This window comes from Synechococcus sp. O70.2, assembly GCF_047462135.1.
Lineage (GTDB): Bacteria > Cyanobacteriota > Cyanobacteriia > Thermostichales > Thermostichaceae > Thermostichus.
The window spans coordinates 24,836-46,342 of the sequence record NZ_JANSIS010000010.1; the positions used below are offsets into that span (position 1 = coordinate 24,836).

The window sequence follows — 21,507 nt, forward strand, 5'->3', positions numbered from 1 at the left end:
GCACCCTGCTACTTCTTGTTACCTAAGGAGACACAACCATGGCTTCAGAGCGTGTTCAAAGCATCCTGGAAGAGCTGAAGACCTTGACTTTGTTGGAAGCTGCCGAGCTGGTGAAAGCCATTGAAGAGACCTTTGGCGTCAGTGCAGCTGCACCGGTAGGCGGCATGGTCATGGCTGCTCCCGTGGCGGCAGCAGCGGCACCGGCACCAGCAGCGCCGGCTGAGCCGGTAGAGGAGCAAACGGCTTTTGATGTCATTCTCGAGGCTGTTCCTGCCGACAAGAAGATTGCCGTTCTTAAGGTGGTGCGCGAGCTAACCGGCTTAGGCCTAAAGGATGCCAAGGATCTCGTGGAAGCTGCTCCCAAAGCAGTTAAGGAGGGAGTCTCCAAGGAGGAGGCCAGCGAGATCAAGAAAAAGCTGGAAGAGGCCGGCGCCACGGTCAAGATCAAGTAGAGGTGGGGAAGAGGCGTTTTTTCCCTGCTCTCTGCCGAAGCTGCAAAAGAGGGGAGGGGCGGTTTGCCCCTCTTTTTGGCTAGTTTCTACCCCTCAAAACGGGTTGCCGGGGGGCTCGCGGGGGCTGCAACTTCGACCAGCGCTCATCGCCGGATGGGGAAAGAGCCCTCGTCAGGAGGTCGGAAACCATTACAATGGGTTACGGACGTTTGCCACCACCCCCCATGGACTTCGGAGTCGGATTTCTCTCCAACAATGTCATGCTGCCGATCCTGGATTTTTTCTACGGGATCGTGCCCAGCTATGGTCTGGCCATCATCTTTCTGACATTGGTGATCCGCTTTGCCCTCTACCCCCTCAATGCCGGGTCTATCCGCAACATGCGGCGCATGAAAGTCATTAGCCCGGTGATGCAGCGGCGGATGCGAGAGATCCAGGAGAGGTACCGCGACGACCCGCAAAAGCTGCGCGAGGCCCAGGCCAAACTCTACAGCGAACTAGGGGTTAACCCGCTTGGGGGGTGCCTGCCGCTGCTTATTCAAATGCCAGTGCTGTTTGCGCTCTTTGCCACGCTGCGGGGATCCCCTTTTGCGGCGGTAACCTACGACGTCAACCTGCAGATCTTGCCAGCAGAGGTGGCGGCTGAGGTGGTACCCACTCCCTACGTCAGCTCCAGCAAGAACATCTTCGTCGCCGACTCAGTCCACAAGCCGGTGGTGCTGGTGCTGCCTAAGGGTACCAAGGTTGCCGTAGGGGAGCAGGTGCAGTGGATGCTGCAAGGGCCAGGGGGCAAACCCTTCGAGCAACTGGTAACAGAAGCGGGGGGAGACCCCAAGCTGTTGCAGCCAACTTGGAGGATTGTCAAGGGAGAGGATCGGGTCCAGCTCCAGCCCGATGGCACCTTGCTGGCCCTGCAGCCGGGGGAGGTAGCGCTGCAGGTCTCGATTCCAGGCTTGGCCTCAGATACTGGCTTTCTGTTTATTGATAAGCTGGGCCGCGTTGGCGCTTTTGACCCCGATGGAACCGTCCACTGGGATATCATCGCCATGGTCGCCCTCTTTGGCCTTTCCATCTACCTCAACCAGGCCCTGACCAATACCGGCCAGGAGGATCCCAGCCAGAGCTCGATGGCCCGCATTACCCCGGTGCTGTTTTCGGCGATGTTTCTATTTTTCCCCTTGCCGGCTGGGGTTTTGCTCTATATCCTCGTCTCCAGCATTTTCCAGACGCTGCAGACCTTCTTGCTCTCGCGAGAGCCTTTGCCAGAGAGCCTGCAGCAGTTGGTGGAAGAGGAACGTCGCCGTGCTGCCCAGGTCAGTAAGGAGGTAGACCGAGCAGTAAAACCCAAAGCCGCTGGGGGAGCTCGGGAATCTTTGCCCTTTGAGCCCTAAGCAGTCCTCTGGCCGCTGGGTGGGTGGGCTTGCAGTTAACTGGTTGATAGTCTTTCAGCAGTTGGAAGCTGTTGGGATGAGCCACCCTGAGTCTTCTACAGGTTCCCCAAGGGGAGCCGCCGCTAAGAAATCCCACCCGCAGTTTGAAGAGACCGCTGCTCCTTTCCAAGCTAAGCTTTCTCCCGCCGAGCAGCGAGAACGGGCTAGAGAGTGGTTGCAGCAGGTGCTATCGGCCATGGGGATACCGGCAGCAGTGCGGGTAGTGGGCGAGGTGATTGAAATTGAGGCCAGTTCTCTCACGCCTGCGCAAAAGCAAGTCCTGCTTTCCAAAGTGCCCCCAGGGCCCGTCCCCAAGGAGACTAAAGTTGACGAAGAGCGTACCCCAGTAGTGCTGGATGCTTTGCAATATCTGGCCAACACCCTTCTCAACCTCAACCAGCCAGAAGACCAGCAACAACCCTATATCTTGGACCTAGACGGCTATCGGGAGCGCCGTTTTCAGGAGTTGAAGGCTTTGGTGGCTACGGCGGTGGAAAAAGTAAGAGCAAGTGGTCGGGAGTACGAGTTTCCCGAGCACCTTTCGGCTGCCGACCGGCGGCAAATCCACACGCTCCTCAAAGACCCTGCCTATGCTGACCTAGAAACCTTTAGCCGAGGTAAAGAGCCGGATCGCCGCTTGGTCATCCGCCGGGCTCCGCGCCGGGGTAAGTGAGGGCGCAGCTAAGGGACCCCAACTGTCTGGAGGAAAATAGGGCTATGCTGAAGCCAATTCGTCTATCCGAGCTGCGGCAGCTGCCTGGCCCAACCCAGGAGGTACGGTTTCGGCAGTTTTTCGCTGGCTTTGAGAGCCTGACACCGGTGGAGGGATTCCTGCGGGTCAGCCACCGAGGACACTTTGTTGAGGTAAGGGCCCAGGCCCGCACCATCGTGACTCTCACTTGTCACCGCTGCTTGCAGCAGTTTAACCACCGGCTGGAGCTAGATGTTGAGGAGATCATTCTCATTCGCGAGCCCAACTCTGGCCCTCCACCCCTGGAGCTGGAACTGAAGGAGGAAGAGGATCTGCTGGAAAGCTTGCCCCCCAACGGTGAGCTGGATGTGGAGGACTTGATGCGCCAGTACCTGCATTTGGAGATGCCCACCCAGTTGCCCTGTCGCCCCGATTGCCCAGGTATTGTGGTGGAATCGGCTGCGCCGGCAGGGGATCCCCGCTGGGCGCCTCTGGCAGCTCTTCTCAAAGAGATCTCCTAGAAATACCGCTTCATTTGGATCCGGAAGCGGCCTTTTTTCGTCTCAACCACCTCTTCAATTTGCAGCCGACCCCGGCCGCGGATAGCAATCCAATCCTGAGGGCTAAGGAGGTAGCTGGCTTGGGTAACTGGCTTCCAGTTGACTCGTACTTCTCCCCGCTGGATCTCTTCCACCATTTTGCTGCGGGAGATGCCGAATCCGGCTGAAGCCACTGCGTCCAAGCGCAAAGAGGCTTCCACACTGGTAATGGACTTTACCCGCGGCGGCTGCACCTTCAATTGGCTGAGAGGGATGGAGCTAACCTTGACCGGCACACTGCGCACTTGCTTCAGGTTGAGGCTGAGATAGTCCACCAGTTCAGGTACCACGATAGCCTGCGCGCCTGCTTCTCCAACCGCGAGAATGTCTCCCACCTTCTCGCCGGCAATTCCTATTGCCAAAAGGGCTTCTAAAAAGTCGCCGTGAGTGGCTGGGTCGAAGAGAAAGTTCCCCTGAATTTCAATAGCCGCTAGCGGGATCCCTGGTGCCTCCACACCAAGCTCGGGGCGAGCCAGGGCCAGGCGCTGGCGCTCTGCCTGGGCATAGCCTCCCCAGGCCACCACCTGCAGTTCGGCTAGCTTGTTCAATCGGCTTTGGACGGCGGCAATCTCCGGCGGCGAGAGAAAATCGCTGTAGACCACCTGCCAAGTTTTCAGGGCCTGCTCTCCTAGGTCTAGGATGCGCGCCAAGGTTTCTCGATACTCCGCTCCTTTCAGTAGTTCGGCTCTGGGCAACATGGTGGGGCGCTTCAACCCTTGCGGTTCTGTTCCGCTTGCTACATGCTAAGCTGGATTAGGGTCCTGGCGGGCGTAGCCAAGTGGTTAAGGCAGAGGATTGTGGTTCCTCCACTCGTGGGTTCGAATCCCATCGTCCGCCCTCTCTACTCGCAGCTTAAGACCAGCGTGCCTACGGCGTCGATGCTGCCGGTCCAACCGGCTTCAATCACCACGGTAGCCTCCGGCATCTCCACAATCGCCGGCCCGCACAGTTGAAACCCCACCCCCATGTGCCGCCGATTGTAGACGGGCACCGGGCGCATCCGGCCCCCAAACCAGGCCTCTCGTTTCCCCTGGAGGGGATCCCCCGGCAAGGGTGGGGGGGCCTGCAGAGGGACACGAGGCAAGGCCTGCACCGCCCGTAGGCGCAACTGGATCACCTCCACCTCTTGGTCAGGATCCTGCCAGCCGTAGCGCTGGCGGTGGGCTTGGTGAAACCGCTGCTCGAGGAGGGAAACCGGATCCGATAACTGGGCTGGGATCTCCAGCTCGAAGGACTGGCCGCGGTAGCGCAGATCCAGACTCAAGGAGAGCTCCGGCTCTTGCAGGTCGGCTTGTGCCTGGCGGATGAGGGGCTCAGCCCACTGAGCCAGAAGGGATCCTCCCCCCTCCCCCTCTAGCTGCCGCAGCGGCTGCAGGACGGCCCGCCGGTAGTCCCGCCGCAGATCGGCCAAAGCCATGCCCAGCGCCGAGAGGACACCGGCAAAGGCCGGGATCAAGATGCGGCGGATCCCCAGCTCTTCTGCTAAAGCACAGGCATGCATGGGCCCAGCTCCGCCAAAGGCCAGCAGGGCAAAATGGGCGGGATCCAAGCCTCGCTCCACGCTGATGACCCGCAAAGCCCGTGCCATGGCCACATTGGCTAGGGTGCGAATGCCAACGGCCGTCTCCTCCAAACTCAAGCCCAAGGGCTCCGCGAGCGTTCTGAGGGCCTGGCCAGCCAAGTCTCGCCGTAGGCAAACGGCATCCCCCAGCCAGCCCCCATCCGGCAGGTAGCCCAGCCAGAGGTTGGCATCGGTTACCGTGGGAGCCGTTCCCCCCCGACCGTAGCAGGCCGGCCCAGGGTTGGAGCCGGCACTTTCCGGCCCCACCTGCAGCCCGCCCCCGGGTAGCAGGGAGGCCAGGGATCCGCCGCCGGCACTGACCGTGTGGATGTCGATCTGGGGCTGCTGCACCGGCAGGCCGCACACTACCGCTGACGGGGTAACCTGGGGGATGCCGTCTTGAATGAGGGCCACATCGGTGCTGGTCCCTCCCATGTCCAGGCTAAGCAAATGGGAGTAGCCACTCAGCCGGCCCAGGTAGGCCGCTCCGTAAACGCCGCCCGCCGGCCCCGAAAGCAGCGCCACCGAGGCGTGGGCTGCTGCCTGGGCAAGGGAAGTGACGCCGCCGGAGGATTGCATGATCAGGGGTTCGGGGATCCCTCGCTGCCGGCACCCCTGGGCCAAGCGGTGGAGGTAGCCCGCCAGCGCTGGGCTGAGGTAGGCATCAATGGCTGTGGTGCTGAAGCGCTCGTATTCCCGAAACTCTGGCGCCACCTCGCAGGAGAGGGAAACATGCAAGCTGGGAAAGGCCTGTCGCAAAGCCGCCCCCAAGCGCTGCTCATGCTCTGGGTAGAGGAAAGAAAACAAAAACCCCACTCCCACGGCGCGGATCCCATCCCGCTGTACCCGCTCCCCCACTTCCCGGACTACGCGCTGGATCTCCTCCTCAGTTAGCGGCTCGACCACGCCACTGGCGCTGCAGCGCTCCTTCACCTCCAGGCAGTGGTGGCGGGGCACCACCGGCTCCGGCTTGGGCTGAGTGAGGTCGTAAAGGGAAGGACGGTTTTGGCGGCCAATGGCCAGCACATCCCGAAAGCCCGCCGTGGTCAAAAAGAGAGTGGGGGATCCCTTGCGCTCCAGGAGGGCGTTGGTGGCCACGGTCATGCCATGGCAGAACACGTCCACCTCAACTGGGCCCAGCTTGTCCAGGGCAGCGAAGACCCCCTCTTCCGGGCTAGGGGTGGAGAGGACCTTGGCCGTCCGGATCTGGCCCTCCTGCAGCAGCACCAGATCGGTAAAAGTGCCTCCCACATCGATCCCCAGGCGGGTCGGGATCCCTCGTTGGCTGCCGACAGTGGACATGACTCGTGGGCGCAGGCTAACCCCTCCCTAGCTCTTTGACTCGGCTTCCAGGGGCTGTTCCTCCTTCTGCACAAGCTGACGGAAGGCCGGCTCGTCCAAGCGGTAGTCCCGCTGCTCGATGAGATCCCGGTCAGTAGAGTAGATGGTGTCCGCTTCCTGCACCACCTCCTGGCGGCGGAAGTGGCGGGCAAAGTCGAGCTTGCGCCGCAGCACCTCCGAGGGATGCTGCAGTTGCTCTTGCCAAAACCGCCGAATGCGATTGCGGCGCTCCACTCCCTGGTTGCGGAATTGCAAGGTCAACCAACGCACCGTGGGCACGGCCAAAAACAGCGTGCCGTAGAGGAAGAGGAATCCAATCAGCGGGTAGATAAACGCCAAAAAGGCGTTGCTCCCAGCGGCAGCGGCCACCTCCTCCCGCGCCCCATAGAGAATGGCCGCCAAGAAGAAATTGAGCACACCCAAGCCGGCGGCTAGGGCCAGCTGCCCAGGGGTGGCGCGGCTAAACACCCAAGGTTTTTCTTGCAACACCTCGGGAAACCGCTGCCGTGGGCCTTCGGCGGCCGTTACCTGCAGCTCTGGAAAGCGATAGACGATATCTCCCTCCTCGCTTACCTCCGGCTGGCCGTCAAACTTGAGCAAAATGGGCAGCATGTAGTCTTCGTACTCCAGGGCGGGGGATCCCGGCTCCACATCCAGGTAGGGCAACACCTGCTCGGCGGCAATGACTCCCCCATTGGCACGGATGAGCTGGCCGATGAGGGCATAGCGTTCTTCTTCCAGGTTGGCATTGGGATCCCCGTCGCCAAACAGGAAGCTGTAGACCGCCTCGAGAAAGTTCATCTCCGACTTTTCCTGTCGGGGTTGCGCCTGACCGGAATAGCTCTCGTAGGGACCCCAGAAGGGGTTGCCTACCCACAGGTCGGGAACGTAGAAGAGCCCCACCCCTCCCGAGCGGCTGCGGCTATCCTCCTCACGGCTGCTCCTACTGCTCTGCAGAGCCATCAGGGCCAGAGTAATGAGGACAATTGACACTACCAGCAGGATGCCAAAGGAAATGCGCAGGCCGTAGAGAAACCCTCCCCAAAGCCGGCGCCGCAGGGCTGCCAGCCGGTCCTGTTGCTCCTTGCGCTGGAGAATGCTGCGAAAGTCGGGCGGGAAAACGTAGGCGATCTCTCCCTGCCGCGAAACCTGAAGATGCCCCCCTGCCTTTTGGGCCAACTGCAGCAACTCTTGCTTGGCCTCCTCTAAGGCCAGGCCTGTGGTGGAGGCGATGTCTCCCAGCGTAACCCGCAGGCCCAGCCGCTCTACTGCCTCCATAACCAAAGTCTGTGCCGCCACCGTCAACCTCCGCTTCTGCCTGCTGTTAACCCGCCAGCTCCCTGTTTCCAGTATCTCTCCTGTGCTGGGCATCGGCGAGAAGATTCCCTCTTGGCAGCCGCTGAGCTAGGGCAGCCAGGCCAGGGTTGCCAGCAAGGCCGAGAGGATTCCAATCAACACCCAATTCAGCCGTTGGGTATTCACCAAGGGAGCGGCCTGGGAAGGGAGGGGAGGGGGGGACGTGGGCCGAGATCCCCGCGGGCGAGGGCGTTCATAGACTAGAAGTCGGCTTTCGGGCTTGGCCTCTTCCAGGTGGCTGAGATCGGGGATTTGGATCGACCACTCCGCTGGGCGGCGTAGACGGGGAGCCTGCCAGATGCTCAACACATAGCGCGCCTGTTGGGCAAGCTCGGGATCTGGACTATATAGCAAGCTCTGCACTAGGCGGACGGCCTCCTCGGTTTCTCCAAGCGCCTCCTGGGCTAGGGCTTGCCAGAGCCGCAGCTGGCCTGCCTGGGGATAGCGACCTTGGGCCTGTTTGGCCTCCTCCAAAGCTTGCCGGTATTGTCCCCGCTCAAAGCTGGCTTGAATTCGGGCCAGGTATTGGGGCAAGGGCAAGTCTGGGGCCGGGATCGACTCGGAGTCCACGCAGCCTCCCTAGGTCAGCTTTTGTTCCACCCCAAACCCCACCAGGAGTACCTCCTGCAGCGGCTGGCCTTGAGGTGGGCGCCGGTAGTTGAGGATCTGCCGCAGGCGCAGGCGGGGGTTGAGCAGGGTGATGGTATCTACGGAAACAACGTGGGTGTAGGTGGTGGTCATCACCAGTTGCAGGGATCCCGGATCAAAGCGGAAGTCGGCCACCATGGGCCGCTCTTCCTCATAGGCGCGATCGCGCAGGTAGTCGCCTTCCAGCCCGCGGGGGCCCTCTCGCCGGGGCACAAACAACATGTTTAGCTCTTGCCCGACCTCCTCCCCCTTTTCGGAGACAGTCTCAAAGGCAAGGTGAAAGCCCAGGAAGCCGTCGACGCCGTGGTTGGGGTAGTTGTTGTCGGCCAGGACCTTCTCCTTGAGCTCAGGGGTGAGGGTGCGAACGTTGAACTCGGTGCGCGAGCGCTCCACCTCCCCTCGATCCAGGTAGTGATAGGTGCGCTCGGTGTGCCAGGCGCCAATACAGCAGTTAAAGAAGTGGTGAAACTGTTGGAGGGCGTTCATGCCAAAGGGCTCGAGAGCAGGGCTGAGTTGACACCAAGCCCGATCCTAAACTGAATCGAAGACAAACAGGCACCCCAATCCCTGCAGCAGATGCCTCAGGTGGGGATCCCCTGGGCCACGGACAAAGTCGCCCCCAGCAGTTCCAGAGCCCGCTGCAACTGGCGATCCTCAGGGTCGCCCAGGGTTTCTGCCGTTAGCGGAACGGGGCCCTCGCCCACCACCACATCGGGCTGGATCCCTTGGCGGTGAATGTCGCGGCCGTTGGGGGTGAGGTATTTGGCAGTCGTCACGGCCAGCCCTGAGCCATCTGCCAGCTCCATCAGGGATTGGATCAGCCCCTTGCCGAAGGTGCGCGTTCCCACCAGTTGCGCCCGCCCGCTGTCCTGCAATGCCCCCGCCAAGACTTCGCTAGCGCTGGCACTGCCTTGATTGACCAAAACCACTAGCGGCGCCTGGGTGAGAATTTCGCCGGTGGCAGGAATGCCTTCTAGAATGCCGTGGCGATCCTTCACCAGCACGATGTTGCCCTTGGGGATCCAAAAGCGGGCAATCTCAATGGCCGCCTGCAGCAGTCCTCCGGGGTTGTTACGCAGATCCAGGAGGTAGCCCCGCACCCCTCGGGCTTCTGCCGCCTGGATAGCCTGGCGCACTTGGGTGGCTGCATTGCCGTTGAACTGGCTGAGGCGGATGTAGGCCACCAATCCCTGGGGCAGCTCAAAGAAAGCCGTGCGCACCGGGTTAATGAGGATTGACTGCCGCACCAGCTCCACCTCCCAGATGCGCCCCTGCCGCCTTAGCCGCAGGCTAACGGTTGTACCGCTAGGGCCGCGCATGCGCTCTGCCACCTCGTCCAAGCTCAGCCCCGCCACTGGCACCTGATCCACTGCCAAGATCTCGTCCTGGGGCTGGATCCCGGCCCGCTCGGCAGGGGTGCCCTCCATGGGAGCAATAACCCGCACCGCCCCCTGCTCGTCGATGGCAATCTGCAGGCCAACACCGCTCAGCTCGCCGGCAGTAGAGGTCTGCAGACTGAGGTAGTGCTCCCGATCCAAAAAGCGGGTGTAGGGATCCCCCAGGGTGGCCAACATCTCTTCAATGGCCCGATAGGTTTCCTGACGATTCTTCAAGGGCCGCGCCAGAAAACGCTGCCGCACCTGCCACCAGTTTTGTCCGTTAAACCCCGGATCCACGTAGGCCCGATCCACATAGGCCCAAGCCTGGGCCAGCAGTTGCTGCTCTTCTCCCCAGCGGCTGGCCTGAGCTTGGTAGGCATCAGTGCCTAAACTTGCCCAGAGCAGGCACCCCAGCAGCAGAATGCGGAGAACCCAGCGGATCCCCCACTCTTTCTTCTTTGGCTTTGGCGCAACCATAGACGGCAAGACGCTAAGAAAAGTTAAGGAATATGAACAAGACGCAATATCGAAACCTGTTTTGCCAGCGAGAATGCGGATTCCTGCCCCCGAGCTGAGCCTAACTTAAGGAAGTCGTTAACAAATTGTGTTACAGTGCTGGTTGAGGTGGGGCTGTCCTCCACCGTGGAGTGACTTTCTCCCGCCGGGGAGATACCGAGAAATTGGAAAGAAAGGTACTATGGGCAAAGTTTACGATTGGCTAGACGAGCGGCTAGAGATTACGCCCTTCGTCGACGACGCAACCGGAAAATTCATCCCGCCGCACGTTAACATCTTCTATTGCCTTGGCGGCATCACGCTGGTGTGCTTTCTCATTCAGTTTGCCACCGGCTTTGCCATGACGTTCTACTACCGTCCGACGGTGGCCGAGGCCTTTGAGTCGGTCAACTACATCATGACCCAGGTCAACTTCGGCTGGCTGCTGCGCTCCATCCACCGCTGGAGCGCCTCCATGATGGTGTTGATGATGATTCTGCACACCTTCCGGGTTTACCTGACCGGTGGGTTCAAAAAGCCCCGCGAGCTGACCTGGGTCACCGGCGTGATCTTGGCGGTGCTGACGGTTTCTTTCGGGGTTACGGGCTACTCTCTGCCCTGGGATCAGGTGGGCTACTGGGCAGTCAAGATCGTCTCGGGAGTGCCCAGCGCTATCCCGGTGGTGGGTGATGCCCTGGTTCAGCTTATCCGCGGTGGCGAGGCTGTTGGCCAAGCTACCCTCACTCGTTTCTACAGCTTGCACACCTTTGTCCTGCCTTGGCTGACGGCGGTCTTCATGACCATGCACTTTTTGATGATCCGCCGCCAGGGCATTTCTGGACCCCTGTGAGCCAGGGCTGGTTGGATCCTCTGCTTTCCCTTACTCAACTCTTTTGCCCCAGATAAGGAGAACTGCTATGCCTCTCTCGAAGCAAGCGCTGGCGACTGAGGTTATTACACGCAAAGTTGACCTGGACAACCCCAAAGTTTTGGCCAAGCTGAAGAAGAACATGGGCCACATGACCTACGGGGAGCCCGCTTGGCCTAACGACTTGCTCTTTATGTTCCCGGTGGTCATCCTGGGCACCATTGGGGTGATTGTCGGCCTGGCGGTTATGGATCCCGCGGGTGTAGGCGAGCCGGCAGACCCCTTTGCCACGCCCCTGGAAATTCTTCCCGAGTGGTACCTCTACCCTGTGTTCCACATTTTGCGCGTTGTTCCCAGTAAGCTGCTGGGCATTGCCCTGATGTTGGCTATTCCCGTGGGCCTTTTGTTTGTGCCTTTCATTGAAAACGTCAACAAGTTCCAGAACCCGCTGCGCCGTCCAGTGGCGACGACGGTGTTTTTGATTGGCACTTTGGTAACCCTGTATCTAGGCATTGGCGCCACTCTGCCGCTGGACAAGTGGGTTACCCTGGGCCTGTTCTAGAGAGCCGAATATTGATAACTCTAGGTGCAGCAGGCTGATGGCCAAGCTGCACTTTTTTTAGGGGAACTTTCCCGGGGGACTTTTCGGCAGACCTTGGGCAAGGGGATGGTAATATCGCTACGCACTCCTCTTGCGGGGATCGCCCATGAGCGTTTCTTCTTCTGCTGCTCAAACCTATCGGATTACTGCCCTAGCCGGCGACGGAATCGGCCCTGAGATTATGCAGGTGGGTCGGGCAGTTTTGGACGCCGTTGCCGCTCAGATGGGGTTTTCCCTCCAGTGGCAGGAGGGCCTAATTGGCGGAGCAGCCTACGAGGCCACGGGGGATCCCTTGCCCCCGGAGACTTTGAAAATGGCCCAGGAAAGCGATGCCGTTTACTTGGCAGCAGTTGGCGACTTTAAGTACGATACCCTGCCGCGCCAGAAGCGACCGGAGCAGGCTTTGCTGGGCTTGCGGGCCGGCTTGGGGCTATTTGCCAACTTGCGCCCCGTGAAGATCTTCCCCCAACTGGTGCAGGCCTCTTCCCTAAAGCCGGAGGTGGTTGCTGGGATCGACCTGGTGGTGGTACGCGAGCTCACCGGCGGCATCTACTTTGGTCAGCCCCGTGGGATCTTCGTCGATGCCCAGGGGTCCCGCCGCGGCGTCAACACCATGGCCTACAGCGAGGCCGAGGTGGATCGTATTGCCCGCGTAGCTTTTGAACTGGCCCGCAAGCGACGGCGCAAGCTTTGCTCGGTGGATAAGGCCAATGTGCTGGAGGTGTCGCAACTGTGGCGGGAGCGGGTTACCGCCATTGCCGCCGAATACCCTGACGTAGAGCTTTCCCACCTCTATGTCGACAACGCGGCCATGCAGTTGGTGCGCTGGCCAAAGCAGTTTGACGTCATCCTGACAGAAAACCTCTTTGGGGATATCCTCTCCGACGAGGCGGCCATGCTAACTGGCTCCATTGGCATGTTGCCTTCTGCCTCTCTGGGAGCTACCGGCCCAGGCCTCTATGAGCCAGTCCATGGCTCAGCTCCGGATATGGCCGGCCAAGACAAGGCCAACCCCATTGCCCAGGTGCTTTCTGGGGCAATGCTACTGCGCTACTCCTTGGATCAGCCCCAAGCTGCTGACCGCATCGAACAGGCCGTCGAGGCGGTTTTGGCCCAGGGCTACCGCACCGCCGACATCTACTCGGAGGGGATGACCCTGGTCGGCTGCCGGGAAATGGGGGAAAAGATCCTGGCTGCCCTGGCTCAGCTGCCCGCCTCCTAGCAGGTGTCTCTCAGCCGTTGAGAGCTGGCCCCCTAGGTAAAGCGATGGCTAAGCTGGATGGGGTCGTGGACAGTGATCTTCTTCTTGTGGATAGAAATGTAGTTTTTCTTGCGCAACTCTCCCAAGAGACGGGTAATGGTGACGCGGGTTGATCCGATGGCTTCGGCAATAGCCTGGTGAGACAGCTTGAGGTCGATGGTTACGCCATTGGGGCCAGGCACCCCGAAGTCGCGGCAGAGGATCAACAAAAAGCTAACTAGGCGGGAGGCCATGTCGCGGTGGGCCAGGGTTTCAATCATCATCTCTGTCTGCAGGATACGGGAAGCCAAGCTCTTAAGCAGCAACATGGCCAGCTCAGCGTTCTCCCGTACAGACTTTTCCACCTGTTCGATGGGCAGAGAAAGCAGCTCGACGCGAGTAAAAGCTACGGCGTGATAGAAGCGGTCGGAGCGCTGCCCGGTAATGAAGGAGAGCACACCAAAAATACTGTTCTCCCGCAGGAGGGCAACGGTAATTTCTTCCCCCCTTTCGTACACCCGCGAGAGCTTAACGGCTCCTTTGACCAAAAAGTAAACCCGCTCCGCCGGATCGCCGGGGAGAAAAATGGTCTTGCCGCGTTCATAAGTCTCGATAACCGGAGGATGGCGAGATCCTCCTAACTGCTTAAAAGCTGCAATGAGAGATTTTTCTGCGACGGCCACCACGAGACTTGTCAACCTTTCAAGGTCAGTTTATCTCTAGGATCAACCCCAGAGGTTAGCTTGGGGCACCTGGATCGAGCTGCCCACGACTCGAAGACTACCCTAAACTTAAGAGACTCTGCCTGGATATCTTTGTAGCCAGAGCTACGTTCCTTTGTTGCGACAAGGGAAGGTTGTATGGGGATCCCGCCGGCTGAGGTTGCCACCCCTTCTCGCCCTAGCCGTCAGCACTTTACGGTGCGGATGCCAGAGCCAGCCAGTCACCTCTTGGAGGTGGAGCTGCAGATTCGCGAAGTGGAACCGGAGGTGCCCCTGCGGCTGCGGCTGCCAGTGTGGACGCCGGGATCCTACCTAGTGCGGGAGCATGCCCGCCATGTACAGGAGTTTCAGGCCCTGAGCGAGCAAGGGAGCCCTTTGGCCTGGCGAAAGGTTGATAAAAACACCTGGGAGGTCGATCCACCTGGGTGTTCGGCGGTTACAGTCCGCTATCGGGTCTATGCCTATGAGCTGACGGTGCGCACCAACCATCTGGATCTCACCCACGCCTATTTCAATGGGGCGGCGCTCTTTCTCTACGTGCCTGGCCGCGAGCGGGAGCCCTATACGCTGACCGTGATCCCTCCCCACCCCGACTGGCGCATTGCCACCAGCCTGCGGCCCCTGGCCTCTCCTTCCCCAGGGGATCCTAGCGCTGGCCAGTCTTTCTTTGCTGAAGACTACGACGAGCTGGCAGACAGCCCAGTGGAAGTGGGCTTGCACCAGTTGCGCTCGTTTGCAGTGGAAGGGATCCCGCACTACTTCGTGGTCTGGGGAGCGGGCACCCTGAATTTGGATCAAGCAGTGGCCGATGCCGAGAAAATTGTCCGAACCACGGCAGCGTTTTTTGGCGGGCTGCCCTACGACCGCTACTGGTTTATTGTGCATTTGTCGGCCGGGGGATTTGGTGGCCTAGAACACAAGTACAGTGCCACCCTCAACTATTCTGGACTAGAGCTGCATCAGCCTCAGTCCTACCGCCGCTTTTTGGCGCTGCTGGCCCATGAGCTTTTCCATGCTTGGAACGTCAAGCGGCTGCGCCCTCTAGCTTTGGAGAAAATTGACTACAACCAAGAAAACTATGTGGACTGCCTCTGGTTCTGCGAAGGGGCAACCAGCTACTACGAAAATGTTATCTTGCTACGAGCAGGGATCCTCAGTGCCAAAGAGTTTCTGCAGATCCTATCTGAGCAAATCAGCCGGCTACAGCGCACGCCAGGTCGAGTCGTACAATCGCTGCAGGAGGCCAGTTTCGATGCTTGGATCAAGCTCTACCGCCCCCACGAAAATAGCCTCAACAGCCAGGTTTCCTATTACCTCAAGGGCGCTTTAGTCTGCTGGCTGCTAGATCTGCACATTCGCCACCTTTCAGGAGGGCGGGGATCCCTGGACACGGCCATGCAGGATTTGTGGCAGCGCTTTGGCCGGTTTGAGAAAGGCTATACTTACCAGGACTTGCGGGAGGCCTTTGAGCGAGCAGCCGGTGTCGACCTTGGGCGCTTTTTTGCCGCCTACGTGGAAGGCACGGAAGAACTGGACTACAACGCCTACCTCCATCCGTTTGGCCTCACCCTCAAGGCCCACTTTAGCCGCCCCAACCCTCCTCCCTACCTGGGCTTGAACTTCAACGGCGAGGGCAACCGCATCAGCGCCGTCGAGATGGGCTCCCCGGCTCAAAAAGCAGGCATCTGGGCTGGCGACGAGCTGGTGGCTTTGGATGGCTTTCGGGTAAGCGTCGCCACCTTGCCAGAGCGCCTGGCAGCCTATCAGCCCCACCAAACCATCTGTCTTAGCGTCTTCCAAGGCGATCAGCTAAAGCACTTTTGGATCCCCTTGGATCCGCCCCGCCCGGATGTGTACACCCTGGAGGCCTTGCCTGAGCTCACTCCCGCCCAGAAAGCGCTCCAACAAAGCTGGTTGGGATCCCTGCTCGGCTCTTCAGGACAAGATACGCCTCTTCTTGCCTGAGAATCTTGAAACAGGCGGGTAACCTAGGCAAAAAGTAACAATAGGGGCAAGGAGCCAATCTGATGGACCTCGTTTTGGCTTTGTTAATTGGGGTGGCTGTTGGTTTCTCATTGGGTGTTTACGTTGCCCGCCATTACAAGGCCAATCCTAGACTAGAGGTCTGGCAGCGAGAGGTCATTAGAGAGATATCTTCATGGCTGGGCCAAGAACTCGACAAAACCTTAATCAAGTTAGGAGAAGGCTTGGCAGACGAGACTTCTCAGAGGTTACAGTCTATCCAAGCTGATCTTGAAGAGTTCAGGCTGCGTCTTCTAGTAAAGTTATCAAAGTTTTCTGCAGGTTTGGGGTAAGGATCTTACGCAGGCTATATCTGTAAGGCTAGCTGAACATAATGAGCAGCTCAACAGTCAGCAAGCTATCCTAGAAAACTTAGTGAAAGAAGCTAGAGGTATCTATCAGCAACTACAGGTTGCTCTTAAAAAATCTTCCAGATTAGAGATATCCCAAGCTACAGATCAAAACTCTCAAAAAGATCAGGCTGCCATCCATAAAACAATAGAGAATAGTCTACCAGACGATGTACCGAGAGATAAGGAAAAAGTAGCTGCTTCTAGCTAGAAGTTGACATATCGAAGATAGAATCTTTCTTAAACTCGAAAAACATAAAGATCAGAAGCATAGATATGGAGGAAGAAGAGGAGAAGCTAGTCAAATAGCTGACCTTATGGGTAGTCAGTACTCTTTGATCAAAAGATTCTATGGAATGATTAAGTCAAGTATGAACAGCGGAAACTCTTTCTCAATAAGCCTTAGAGACGAACCTCAACAAGTAATTGGCACAACTTGCCAGGTTGCCACAGAGCTATACAAGATTGCATTTTTGGAAGAGTATAGATACTTCAGAGTGCCCAGGTGTCTGCTAGTAGCAAGAGCCAGCAGATCTCCACAAGCACTGAATTTTCTCTCAGGAAACTGGCTGGAGAGATACGTTAGGAATAGGTTGATTTGCCTTGCTAAAAGGCAAACTGGGAAGATTGATTTTTCTTACATAGCAAATGCCAAAGTTACTTTGTCAAACGGAGATGATTTTGAGATGGATCTTCTCTTCCACGTTAATGATCAATTTTACTGGGTAGAGTCGAAGACAGGTGAGTACCAAGATAAAGTACAAAAGTACTCCAAGATTGCTTCTGACCTTGGTCTTCAGAGAAACCAAGCCATCATAGTTTTGACCGACGTTAGTCAAGATGCAAAAACCAGTCTATCCTCTCTCTATCATCTGTCAGTCATCAGTGTTGATGAGGTTGAGGCTACATTTGAGAGGATCTTAAAAAGTCACCTTCGAGAAGTCTGAAAGGCACCCAAGAGCATTAGCTTAAGCCACAATTTTGACAGCTTGTTCCATACACCACCAGGGATCCTCCGCAAAAGCTGGCATGGGCGTGCTGCCCGCCTTGCCCAAGATGGCCAGCCGAACTTCCCGATCCAGCCGAGATCCCGATCCGTAGGGATCCTCAGAGGGGGGCTCCAGTCTTTGCCCCAGAGGGGGCATTGCCATGATGCCCGGCTGCATGCCAGTAGCGCTGACCCAGATTTTGAAGCGATCCACCGCTGTCTCTGCCTCTTCGGGCAGTTGCATCTGCAGCAGATAGCGAGGGCCAGAGCCGACCAACACGCTTTCGCTGGGGCGCAGGCGAGTAGGAAAGTCCGGCTGGTAGGGATAGACCAAGCCGACGCTGCACTGCCGTTCGTCAAAGACTGTTACATAGACATGCACTGGGGTGAGGGCCTTGTTGCGCAAGGCGATGGCGAGGTTGCGGCCTGCCTGGATTTGCAGCTGGCCTTGGGGATCCCGCGGCAGGGGTCTGACCTCGGCGGGCCTGGAGCCGCTGGCTGGCGTTTCCAGTTGCAGAAACTCCACTTCCAGGACATTGCTTAGGGCGTCGCTAGCCGGTTGCAGGTTGAGGAGGTTGTCGAAGGCGGCCACGTGTTCCAACAGCCGCACAAGCTTGCGGGGCAGAGCCTGCAGCTTTTTCACTGGGATGCGGAAAGCCGCCAGGGCCACGTCTTCTCCGCGGCGGTAGAAGTAATAGGTTGCATCCGGCAGCATCTCTACCCGCAGAGCCGCCGTTTCCGGTTCAGTGTAGGCCAGAAGCGGCGAGGCCGGCAGAGCCGCTACCAACTCGTCAACAGAGATCGGCACTTGGCTGGGATCTGCACAGGTGAAGGCCACCCGCAACGGCTGGAACCGGAAAGATGACATGGGCAATCCTAGAACTCGGCTCCATAACCTCCAGATCGGCAGGCTAAGCTTTATGCCAGCTGTTGTCGCAAAGGCCTTTCCTAGCTGCTGGAGATCCTGAATTTGCAATTAAACTTAACACTCCAATGAAGGGAAAGGGAAGCCAAAATCCTGTCTGCAAGTGATCCCGCAATGGTCTATCCTTAGATCCGGGTGTCGGGTTTGTCGCTGGAGCAAAGCTGACGCCCTTTTTGAAGTCATTGATGGAGACCCATGTTTAGCAAATCCTTTTCTTTGCAGAAAGCGCTGGCAGCGGTGCGTCGGCGGCTGTTGATTTGCATCCTGGCGCTGGGGCTGGCTGGGTTTGCTGGGTGGCCGACCCTGGCAGCTAGGCAGATCCCTCCGGTACCCCTGTCGCCAACTGAAACCATTACTTTTACCGAGGCGCAACTGGCCCGCGGCAAGCAACTTTTTAACAAAACCTGTGCCCAGTGCCATGTGGGGGGTCAAACCCTTCCCAACCCAGATGTGACCTTGAAGCTTGCGGATCTGGCGGGGGCAACACCTCCTCGCGATAACGTGCTGGCAATCGTGGACTACATCAAAAACCCAGTCACCTACGACGGGGTAGAGTCCCTGGTGGAATACCATCCCAACACGCAGCTCTTAAGCGAGTATCCCCGCCTGCGCAACCTTACCGAGGAGGATCTGAAGTTAATTGCTGGCTATATCTTGGTTCAGGCCAAGACGGTGCCCGGCTGGGGCGGCACCAAGAGCGAATCCCACAGTGACCTTTCGGCCTATCTCTGATGCCTGGGCAAACTCAAGGGACCAAGCGATGGCGGGTCCCTCAGCGGGCCCGGAGGTGGGCGGGGATCCTGCTCCTAGTTTGGCTGGGGTTGGCTAGCCCAGCGCTGGCCCGCGTGGATCCCTACGTGAGCCAATATCTGCGGGCAACTGGGCCGGTGGAGCTGCCCTGGGATGCGGAGGGACACACCCTTACCTTTACTCCGGAGCAGCTGAGCGACGGGAAAAACCGCTTCCAATCTGCTTGCTTGAACTGCCATGTGGGCGGCTCTACCCTGCCCGCTCCCAACATTTCTCTCTCGCTGAAAGACTTGCGCGGTGCCACTCCGCCCCGCGACACCATCCAAGCTCTTGTCGAGTACCAGCGGGATCCCCGCAGCTACGACGGCAGCAAGCCTAGCTATGGCTGCCGTCCTGTGCCCCCCTCCTGGATGGATGATGAGGCGCTGCGCAACCTAGCTGCCTTTATCCTCAGGGCCGCTCAAGTGGCCCCCGGCTGGGGATCCAACACCTTCAACTAACCCCGTCCTGCCCCCCGCCAGGGATTGGTGGTAGCCTAGGGGAGAGGGAAGGTTGAGGTCATGCTCCAAAACATCCGCTCCCTGCTCCTAGGGCTGTGGATCCTGGCCTTGGGGATTTTCCTGGTCCAAAACTGGGGATCGGCAGCGGTGGTTGTTGTAGCTGGACAGGCTGGCCCTGCTGTACCTCTGTCGCTGGTGCTCTTGATGGCCTATGGAGTAGGAGTGGGCTTGGGATTTTTGTACGTGGGATCCTGGCAGCTCCACGAGCGGGCGTTGCAGCGCCAGGCCATTCGCAAGCTCAATCAGCTCCTCGACCGGGTGCGCTTTTTGGAAGCGCAGCTACTTCCCCCCGACCACTATTTGCCACCAGATTTGCCGGATCCTGAGACAGGCCGCTATTCCTATTCCAATATCCCGCCGGAACGCATTCGCGAGCCTGCCCCCGAACCCAGCGAACCTGAGGACGATGCAGCAACAACCCCCAGCTGGCGGATTGTCCGGCGGCCTTACTCTGCTGAAGAGGAGGAGGAATGGGATTCCTAAACTGGTGGAGATCGTCTCCAGCCCCCGACCCTGAGCCCGCCCCCCGCCCCGAACCCCAGGGGCAGAATAACTACCTGCTCATCGTGCTAGACAGTTGCCGCTTCGACAGCCTGCTGGCGGCTAAGCCCAAGCACTTGCTGAAGCTAGGTCCTCTGGAAAAGCGCTGGAGCTACGCTTCCTGGACAGCTCCTGCTCACTACAACCTGCTCATGGGCCTGCTGCCCCATACCAGCCCCACCCACGTTTTTGCCTCCGAACACTACAAGCAGGAGTATTTGCGCTACAACGAGCGCCTCGGCACCCGGCAGCCGATTGAGTTCAAGCATCTGCTGCCTCACCTCTACCTGCCAACGCTCCTGAAGCACCAACTGGGCTACACCACCCACGCCCTGGTCTCCATGCCGGTGCTCAATCCCAGCACTCTGCTCAATCGCGACTTCGATTCCTACCGTCTCATGCCCCGGCACAACGACATGGCGGCTATGGTGGAGCAGTTGCGCTTTGATCCGGATCGCCCTAGCTTTTACCTGCTCAATGTAGGCGAAACTCACTATCCCTACGCCCTGCCCGATGAGGATCCCAGCGCGTGGCCCCACATTTCGGGGGTCAACGGGGTGCTCAAGCGACTGGATGAAGGGAAAGAGGAGGGGATCCCTTTTTTCAGCGCCGCCCAGTTGGAGGAGCTGCGGCAGCGGCAGATTGAGGCGGTGCGCTACTTAGACGGGGTCTTTGAGCAACTGTTCGATCTGGTTCCCAAAAACACCTACATCACGGTTACAGCCGACCACGGCGAACTGTTTGGAGAGGGGGGCTACTTCGGCCACGGCCCCATCCACCACGAAAAGGTGTTGGAGGTGCCCTTTATCGAGGGCAAAATTCGCTAGGACAATGCCTATTGGAAGCTAGACCTCCTGGATCTCCTCCCGGCGAGTTTCGAGGGGGCTTTTGCCGAGGGAGGTCACCTTTGCCGTCAAGTCCAACCCCTCTTCGGCGGCCAACTTGGCGGAACGGGCCACCTCGTAGAGACTCTTCACCACGCTGCTGAGGGGGATGGCAACGATCACGCCCAGGATGCCCCCCAGCTGTGCCCCCGCCAACAGGGCAATCAAGATCCACACCGGGTTGAGGCCAATCAGCTCTCCCATCAGCCGGGGAGCGATGACCCGATCCTTGATCTGCTGCACGATCAGGGAGACCAGAACCACCTTGAGGCTGAGCCAAATGTCCTGGAAAGCCAGCAGCACTGCTGCCGCGCCAATACCAATGAAGCCCCCTACCAGCGGGATCACCTCCAGCAGGCCAATCAAGAGGCCAAACAAAAGCCCAAAGGGTACTCGCAGCAGCCCAAACGCTGGCACCAGCATCAGGGCCATCATGAACCCCAACACCAACTGGCTGATGAGAAAGTTCTGAAAGCTGAGCACCAGGGCTTCGCCGATGCGCGGCCCCCAGGGCTTGGGAAAGAGGCTGAGCAACCCCTGCCAAAACTGGCCCCCATAGAGCAGCATGTAGAAGGCCAACACCAAGACCAACACCAAGTCGACCACCTGGTTAAAGGTGCCTAGGAGGATGTCGAGGGATTGGCTGGCAATTTTTTCAGCACCGGCCTGCAGGCGGCTGAGGAGAGTGTTCACCAGCTCCGGCTGGCCAAGGTTGATGTTGCGCTCGGCAGCCCAGAGGCTAATCTGGCCAAGCCAATGTTGTAAAGTATCCACCCACTCAGGGATCCGTGCCCCCAACTGCACCACCTGCTTAGCCAGGAGGGGCACAACGGCAATCCCCACCAAAACCAGCAGCACCACCGAGAGGGCAAAGACCAAAGCCACCGCTACAACACGGTTGACCCGGTAGCGCTGCAGCGCCTGGACTGGGTAGTTGAGCAAAAAAGCCAGTACCGCCGCTGTCAGGATGGTGGCGAGCAGATGGCCAAACAGACGGCCCACTTGCAGGGCCAGCCAGCCGCTAATGACCATCAAAATCCAGGTCACTAGCAGCCGCTGCAAGGGGGAAAAGGAAAAGCGGTTCATGCCAGGGAGATCCCACCAA

The 21,507-nt window shown here is 58.8% G+C and carries 23 protein-coding genes and 1 tRNA gene; 15 read left to right on the plus strand and 9 right to left on the minus strand.

Annotated features, from left to right (window positions below):
* The first annotated feature begins 38 nt into the window (after positions 1–38).
* From rplL to NW812_RS10180, 4 genes are all read left to right on the plus strand, one after another.
* Positions 39–452 carry a 50S ribosomal protein L7/L12 gene (rplL, locus tag NW812_RS10165; protein WP_414396495.1) on the plus strand — a complete coding sequence of 138 codons (414 nt, stop codon included), beginning with the start codon at positions 39–41 and terminating at the stop codon, positions 450–452.
* A 224-nt stretch (positions 453–676) separates the two neighbouring features.
* Positions 677–1,843: a membrane protein insertase YidC gene (gene yidC / locus NW812_RS10170; protein WP_414396497.1), complete on the plus strand. Its 1,167-nt coding sequence runs from the start codon at positions 677–679 to the stop codon at positions 1,841–1,843.
* A gap of 76 nt (positions 1,844–1,919) precedes the next feature.
* The gene (locus NW812_RS10175; protein ID WP_414396499.1) at positions 1,920–2,555 is read left to right on the plus strand and encodes a protein jag; all 636 of its coding nucleotides are present in this window, start codon (positions 1,920–1,922) and stop codon (positions 2,553–2,555) included.
* A 44-nt stretch (positions 2,556–2,599) separates the two neighbouring features.
* Entirely contained in the window at positions 2,600–3,094 is a 495-nt protein-coding gene (locus tag NW812_RS10180) for a YceD family protein (RefSeq protein WP_414396502.1), read from the plus strand.
* Here NW812_RS10180 and NW812_RS10185 read toward each other — a convergent pair.
* Positions 3,091–3,870 (minus strand): photosystem II S4 domain protein, encoded by a 780-nt coding sequence (locus tag NW812_RS10185; RefSeq protein ID WP_414396504.1) that lies wholly within the window; start codon positions 3,868–3,870, stop codon positions 3,091–3,093. The genes NW812_RS10180 and NW812_RS10185 overlap by 4 nt on opposite strands.
* Before the next feature lie 66 nt (positions 3,871–3,936).
* Here NW812_RS10185 and NW812_RS10190 point away from each other — a divergent pair.
* Positions 3,937–4,009 (plus strand) — tRNA-His (locus NW812_RS10190).
* Between the two features lie 4 nt (positions 4,010–4,013).
* Here the strand turns inward: NW812_RS10190 and NW812_RS10195 are convergent.
* The 5 genes from NW812_RS10195 to NW812_RS10215 all read right to left on the minus strand — a co-directional run bounded on the left by NW812_RS10195 (position 4,014) and on the right by NW812_RS10215 (position 9,934).
* Positions 4,014–6,035, minus strand: a complete 2,022-nt coding sequence (locus NW812_RS10195) for a hydantoinase/oxoprolinase family protein (RefSeq protein WP_414396507.1) — start codon at positions 6,033–6,035, stop codon at positions 4,014–4,016.
* 27 nt (positions 6,036–6,062) lie between these two features.
* Positions 6,063–7,373 carry a hypothetical protein gene (locus NW812_RS10200; RefSeq protein ID WP_414396509.1) on the minus strand — a complete coding sequence of 437 codons (1,311 nt, stop codon included), beginning with the start codon at positions 7,371–7,373 and terminating at the stop codon, positions 6,063–6,065.
* A 105-nt stretch (positions 7,374–7,478) separates the two neighbouring features.
* Complete coding sequence (locus NW812_RS10205) at positions 7,479–8,000, minus strand: hypothetical protein (RefSeq protein WP_414396512.1); 522 nt, start codon at positions 7,998–8,000, stop codon at positions 7,479–7,481.
* A gap of 9 nt (positions 8,001–8,009) precedes the next feature.
* Complete coding sequence (locus NW812_RS10210; RefSeq protein WP_414396514.1) at positions 8,010–8,564, minus strand: phycobiliprotein lyase; 555 nt, start codon at positions 8,562–8,564, stop codon at positions 8,010–8,012.
* A gap of 95 nt (positions 8,565–8,659) precedes the next feature.
* Positions 8,660–9,934, minus strand: a complete 1,275-nt coding sequence (locus tag NW812_RS10215; protein WP_414396517.1) for a S41 family peptidase — start codon at positions 9,932–9,934, stop codon at positions 8,660–8,662.
* A gap of 220 nt (positions 9,935–10,154) precedes the next feature.
* Here NW812_RS10215 and petB point away from each other — a divergent pair, with 220 nt between their 5' ends.
* From petB to leuB, 3 genes are all read left to right on the plus strand, one after another.
* On the plus strand, positions 10,155–10,802 hold the full coding sequence (gene petB / locus NW812_RS10220) for a cytochrome b6 (RefSeq protein WP_414396519.1): 648 nt from the start codon (positions 10,155–10,157) through the stop codon (positions 10,800–10,802).
* Positions 10,803–10,869: 67 nt separating this feature from the next.
* Positions 10,870–11,382, plus strand: a complete 513-nt coding sequence (gene petD, locus NW812_RS10225; protein ID WP_414396521.1) for a cytochrome b6-f complex subunit IV — start codon at positions 10,870–10,872, stop codon at positions 11,380–11,382.
* 145 nt (positions 11,383–11,527) lie between these two features.
* A complete protein-coding gene (leuB, locus tag NW812_RS10230) occupies positions 11,528–12,643 on the plus strand; it encodes a 3-isopropylmalate dehydrogenase (RefSeq protein WP_414396523.1) in 1,116 nt (371 codons plus the stop codon).
* 32 nt (positions 12,644–12,675) lie between these two features.
* On the opposite strand, the gene ntcA is transcribed toward leuB, so the two are convergent.
* Positions 12,676–13,347, minus strand: a complete 672-nt coding sequence (gene ntcA, locus NW812_RS10235) for a global nitrogen regulator NtcA (protein WP_414396526.1) — start codon at positions 13,345–13,347, stop codon at positions 12,676–12,678.
* Between the two features lie 174 nt (positions 13,348–13,521).
* Between ntcA and NW812_RS10240 the strand changes: the two genes are divergently transcribed.
* The 3 genes from NW812_RS10240 (at position 13,522) to NW812_RS10250 (ending at position 16,702) form a co-directional block, all read left to right on the plus strand.
* A complete protein-coding gene (locus NW812_RS10240; RefSeq protein WP_414396529.1) occupies positions 13,522–15,348 on the plus strand; it encodes a M61 family metallopeptidase in 1,827 nt (608 codons plus the stop codon).
* A 62-nt stretch (positions 15,349–15,410) separates the two neighbouring features.
* The gene (locus tag NW812_RS10245) at positions 15,411–15,698 is read left to right on the plus strand and encodes a hypothetical protein (protein WP_414396532.1); all 288 of its coding nucleotides are present in this window, start codon (positions 15,411–15,413) and stop codon (positions 15,696–15,698) included.
* Between the two features lie 374 nt (positions 15,699–16,072).
* Positions 16,073–16,702 carry a hypothetical protein gene (locus NW812_RS10250; RefSeq protein ID WP_414396534.1) on the plus strand — a complete coding sequence of 210 codons (630 nt, stop codon included), beginning with the start codon at positions 16,073–16,075 and terminating at the stop codon, positions 16,700–16,702.
* Positions 16,703–16,723: 21 nt separating this feature from the next.
* Here the strand turns inward: NW812_RS10250 and NW812_RS10255 are convergent, their stop codons facing one another.
* Positions 16,724–17,611 carry a hypothetical protein gene (locus NW812_RS10255; protein ID WP_414396535.1) on the minus strand — a complete coding sequence of 296 codons (888 nt, stop codon included), beginning with the start codon at positions 17,609–17,611 and terminating at the stop codon, positions 16,724–16,726.
* A gap of 252 nt (positions 17,612–17,863) precedes the next feature.
* Between NW812_RS10255 and psbV the strand changes: the two genes are divergently transcribed.
* From psbV to NW812_RS10275, 4 genes are read left to right on the plus strand one after another with little or no spacing between them, the layout of a single operon-like run.
* Positions 17,864–18,400 (plus strand): photosystem II cytochrome c-550, encoded by a 537-nt coding sequence (psbV, locus tag NW812_RS10260; protein WP_414396538.1) that lies wholly within the window; start codon positions 17,864–17,866, stop codon positions 18,398–18,400.
* Entirely contained in the window at positions 18,400–18,918 is a 519-nt protein-coding gene (gene psbV2 / locus NW812_RS10265; protein WP_414396541.1) for a photosystem II cytochrome PsbV2, read from the plus strand. The genes psbV and psbV2 overlap by 1 nt, the downstream gene beginning before the upstream one ends.
* Positions 18,919–18,978: 60 nt before the next feature.
* Positions 18,979–19,461: a LapA family protein gene (locus tag NW812_RS10270; protein ID WP_414396544.1), complete on the plus strand. Its 483-nt coding sequence runs from the start codon at positions 18,979–18,981 to the stop codon at positions 19,459–19,461.
* Positions 19,449–20,345, plus strand: coding sequence for a sulfatase-like hydrolase/transferase (locus NW812_RS10275; RefSeq protein ID WP_414396546.1), 897 nt, complete (start codon positions 19,449–19,451; stop codon positions 20,343–20,345). The genes NW812_RS10270 and NW812_RS10275 overlap by 13 nt, the downstream gene beginning before the upstream one ends.
* Before the next feature lie 18 nt (positions 20,346–20,363).
* Here NW812_RS10275 and NW812_RS10280 read toward each other — a convergent pair whose 3' ends face one another.
* Positions 20,364–21,488: an AI-2E family transporter gene (locus NW812_RS10280; RefSeq protein ID WP_414396549.1), complete on the minus strand. Its 1,125-nt coding sequence runs from the start codon at positions 21,486–21,488 to the stop codon at positions 20,364–20,366.
* Positions 21,489–21,507: the final 19 nt, after the last annotated feature.

Coding starts and splice junctions, on each gene's coding strand:
- NW812_RS10185 (WP_414396504.1), bottom strand. CDS start 3,870: ATGTTGCCCAGAGCCGAACTACTGAAAGGAGCGGAGTATCGAGAAACC.
- NW812_RS10270 (WP_414396544.1), top strand. CDS start 18,979: ATGCTCCAAAACATCCGCTCCCTGCTCCTAGGGCTGTGGATCCTGGCC.
- petD (WP_414396521.1), top strand. CDS start 10,870: ATGCCTCTCTCGAAGCAAGCGCTGGCGACTGAGGTTATTACACGCAAA.
- NW812_RS10215 (WP_414396517.1), bottom strand. CDS start 9,934: ATGGTTGCGCCAAAGCCAAAGAAGAAAGAGTGGGGGATCCGCTGGGTT.
- NW812_RS10210 (WP_414396514.1), bottom strand. CDS start 8,564: ATGAACGCCCTCCAACAGTTTCACCACTTCTTTAACTGCTGTATTGGC.
- NW812_RS10255 (WP_414396535.1), bottom strand. CDS start 17,611: ATGTCATCTTTCCGGTTCCAGCCGTTGCGGGTGGCCTTCACCTGTGCA.
- NW812_RS10195 (WP_414396507.1), bottom strand. CDS start 6,035: ATGTCCACTGTCGGCAGCCAACGAGGGATCCCGACCCGCCTGGGGATC.
- petB (WP_414396519.1), top strand. CDS start 10,155: ATGGGCAAAGTTTACGATTGGCTAGACGAGCGGCTAGAGATTACGCCC.
- NW812_RS10275 (WP_414396546.1), top strand. CDS start 19,449: ATGGGATTCCTAAACTGGTGGAGATCGTCTCCAGCCCCCGACCCTGAG.
- NW812_RS10280 (WP_414396549.1), bottom strand. CDS start 21,488: ATGAACCGCTTTTCCTTTTCCCCCTTGCAGCGGCTGCTAGTGACCTGG.
- NW812_RS10250 (WP_414396534.1), top strand. CDS start 16,073: ATGGGTAGTCAGTACTCTTTGATCAAAAGATTCTATGGAATGATTAAG.
- leuB (WP_414396523.1), top strand. CDS start 11,528: ATGAGCGTTTCTTCTTCTGCTGCTCAAACCTATCGGATTACTGCCCTA.
- NW812_RS10180 (WP_414396502.1), top strand. CDS start 2,600: ATGCTGAAGCCAATTCGTCTATCCGAGCTGCGGCAGCTGCCTGGCCCA.
- NW812_RS10245 (WP_414396532.1), top strand. CDS start 15,411: ATGGACCTCGTTTTGGCTTTGTTAATTGGGGTGGCTGTTGGTTTCTCA.
- psbV (WP_414396538.1), top strand. CDS start 17,864: ATGTTTAGCAAATCCTTTTCTTTGCAGAAAGCGCTGGCAGCGGTGCGT.
- psbV2 (WP_414396541.1), top strand. CDS start 18,400: ATGCCTGGGCAAACTCAAGGGACCAAGCGATGGCGGGTCCCTCAGCGG.
- rplL (WP_414396495.1), top strand. CDS start 39: ATGGCTTCAGAGCGTGTTCAAAGCATCCTGGAAGAGCTGAAGACCTTG.
- yidC (WP_414396497.1), top strand. CDS start 677: ATGGACTTCGGAGTCGGATTTCTCTCCAACAATGTCATGCTGCCGATC.
- NW812_RS10240 (WP_414396529.1), top strand. CDS start 13,522: ATGGGGATCCCGCCGGCTGAGGTTGCCACCCCTTCTCGCCCTAGCCGT.
- NW812_RS10175 (WP_414396499.1), top strand. CDS start 1,920: ATGAGCCACCCTGAGTCTTCTACAGGTTCCCCAAGGGGAGCCGCCGCT.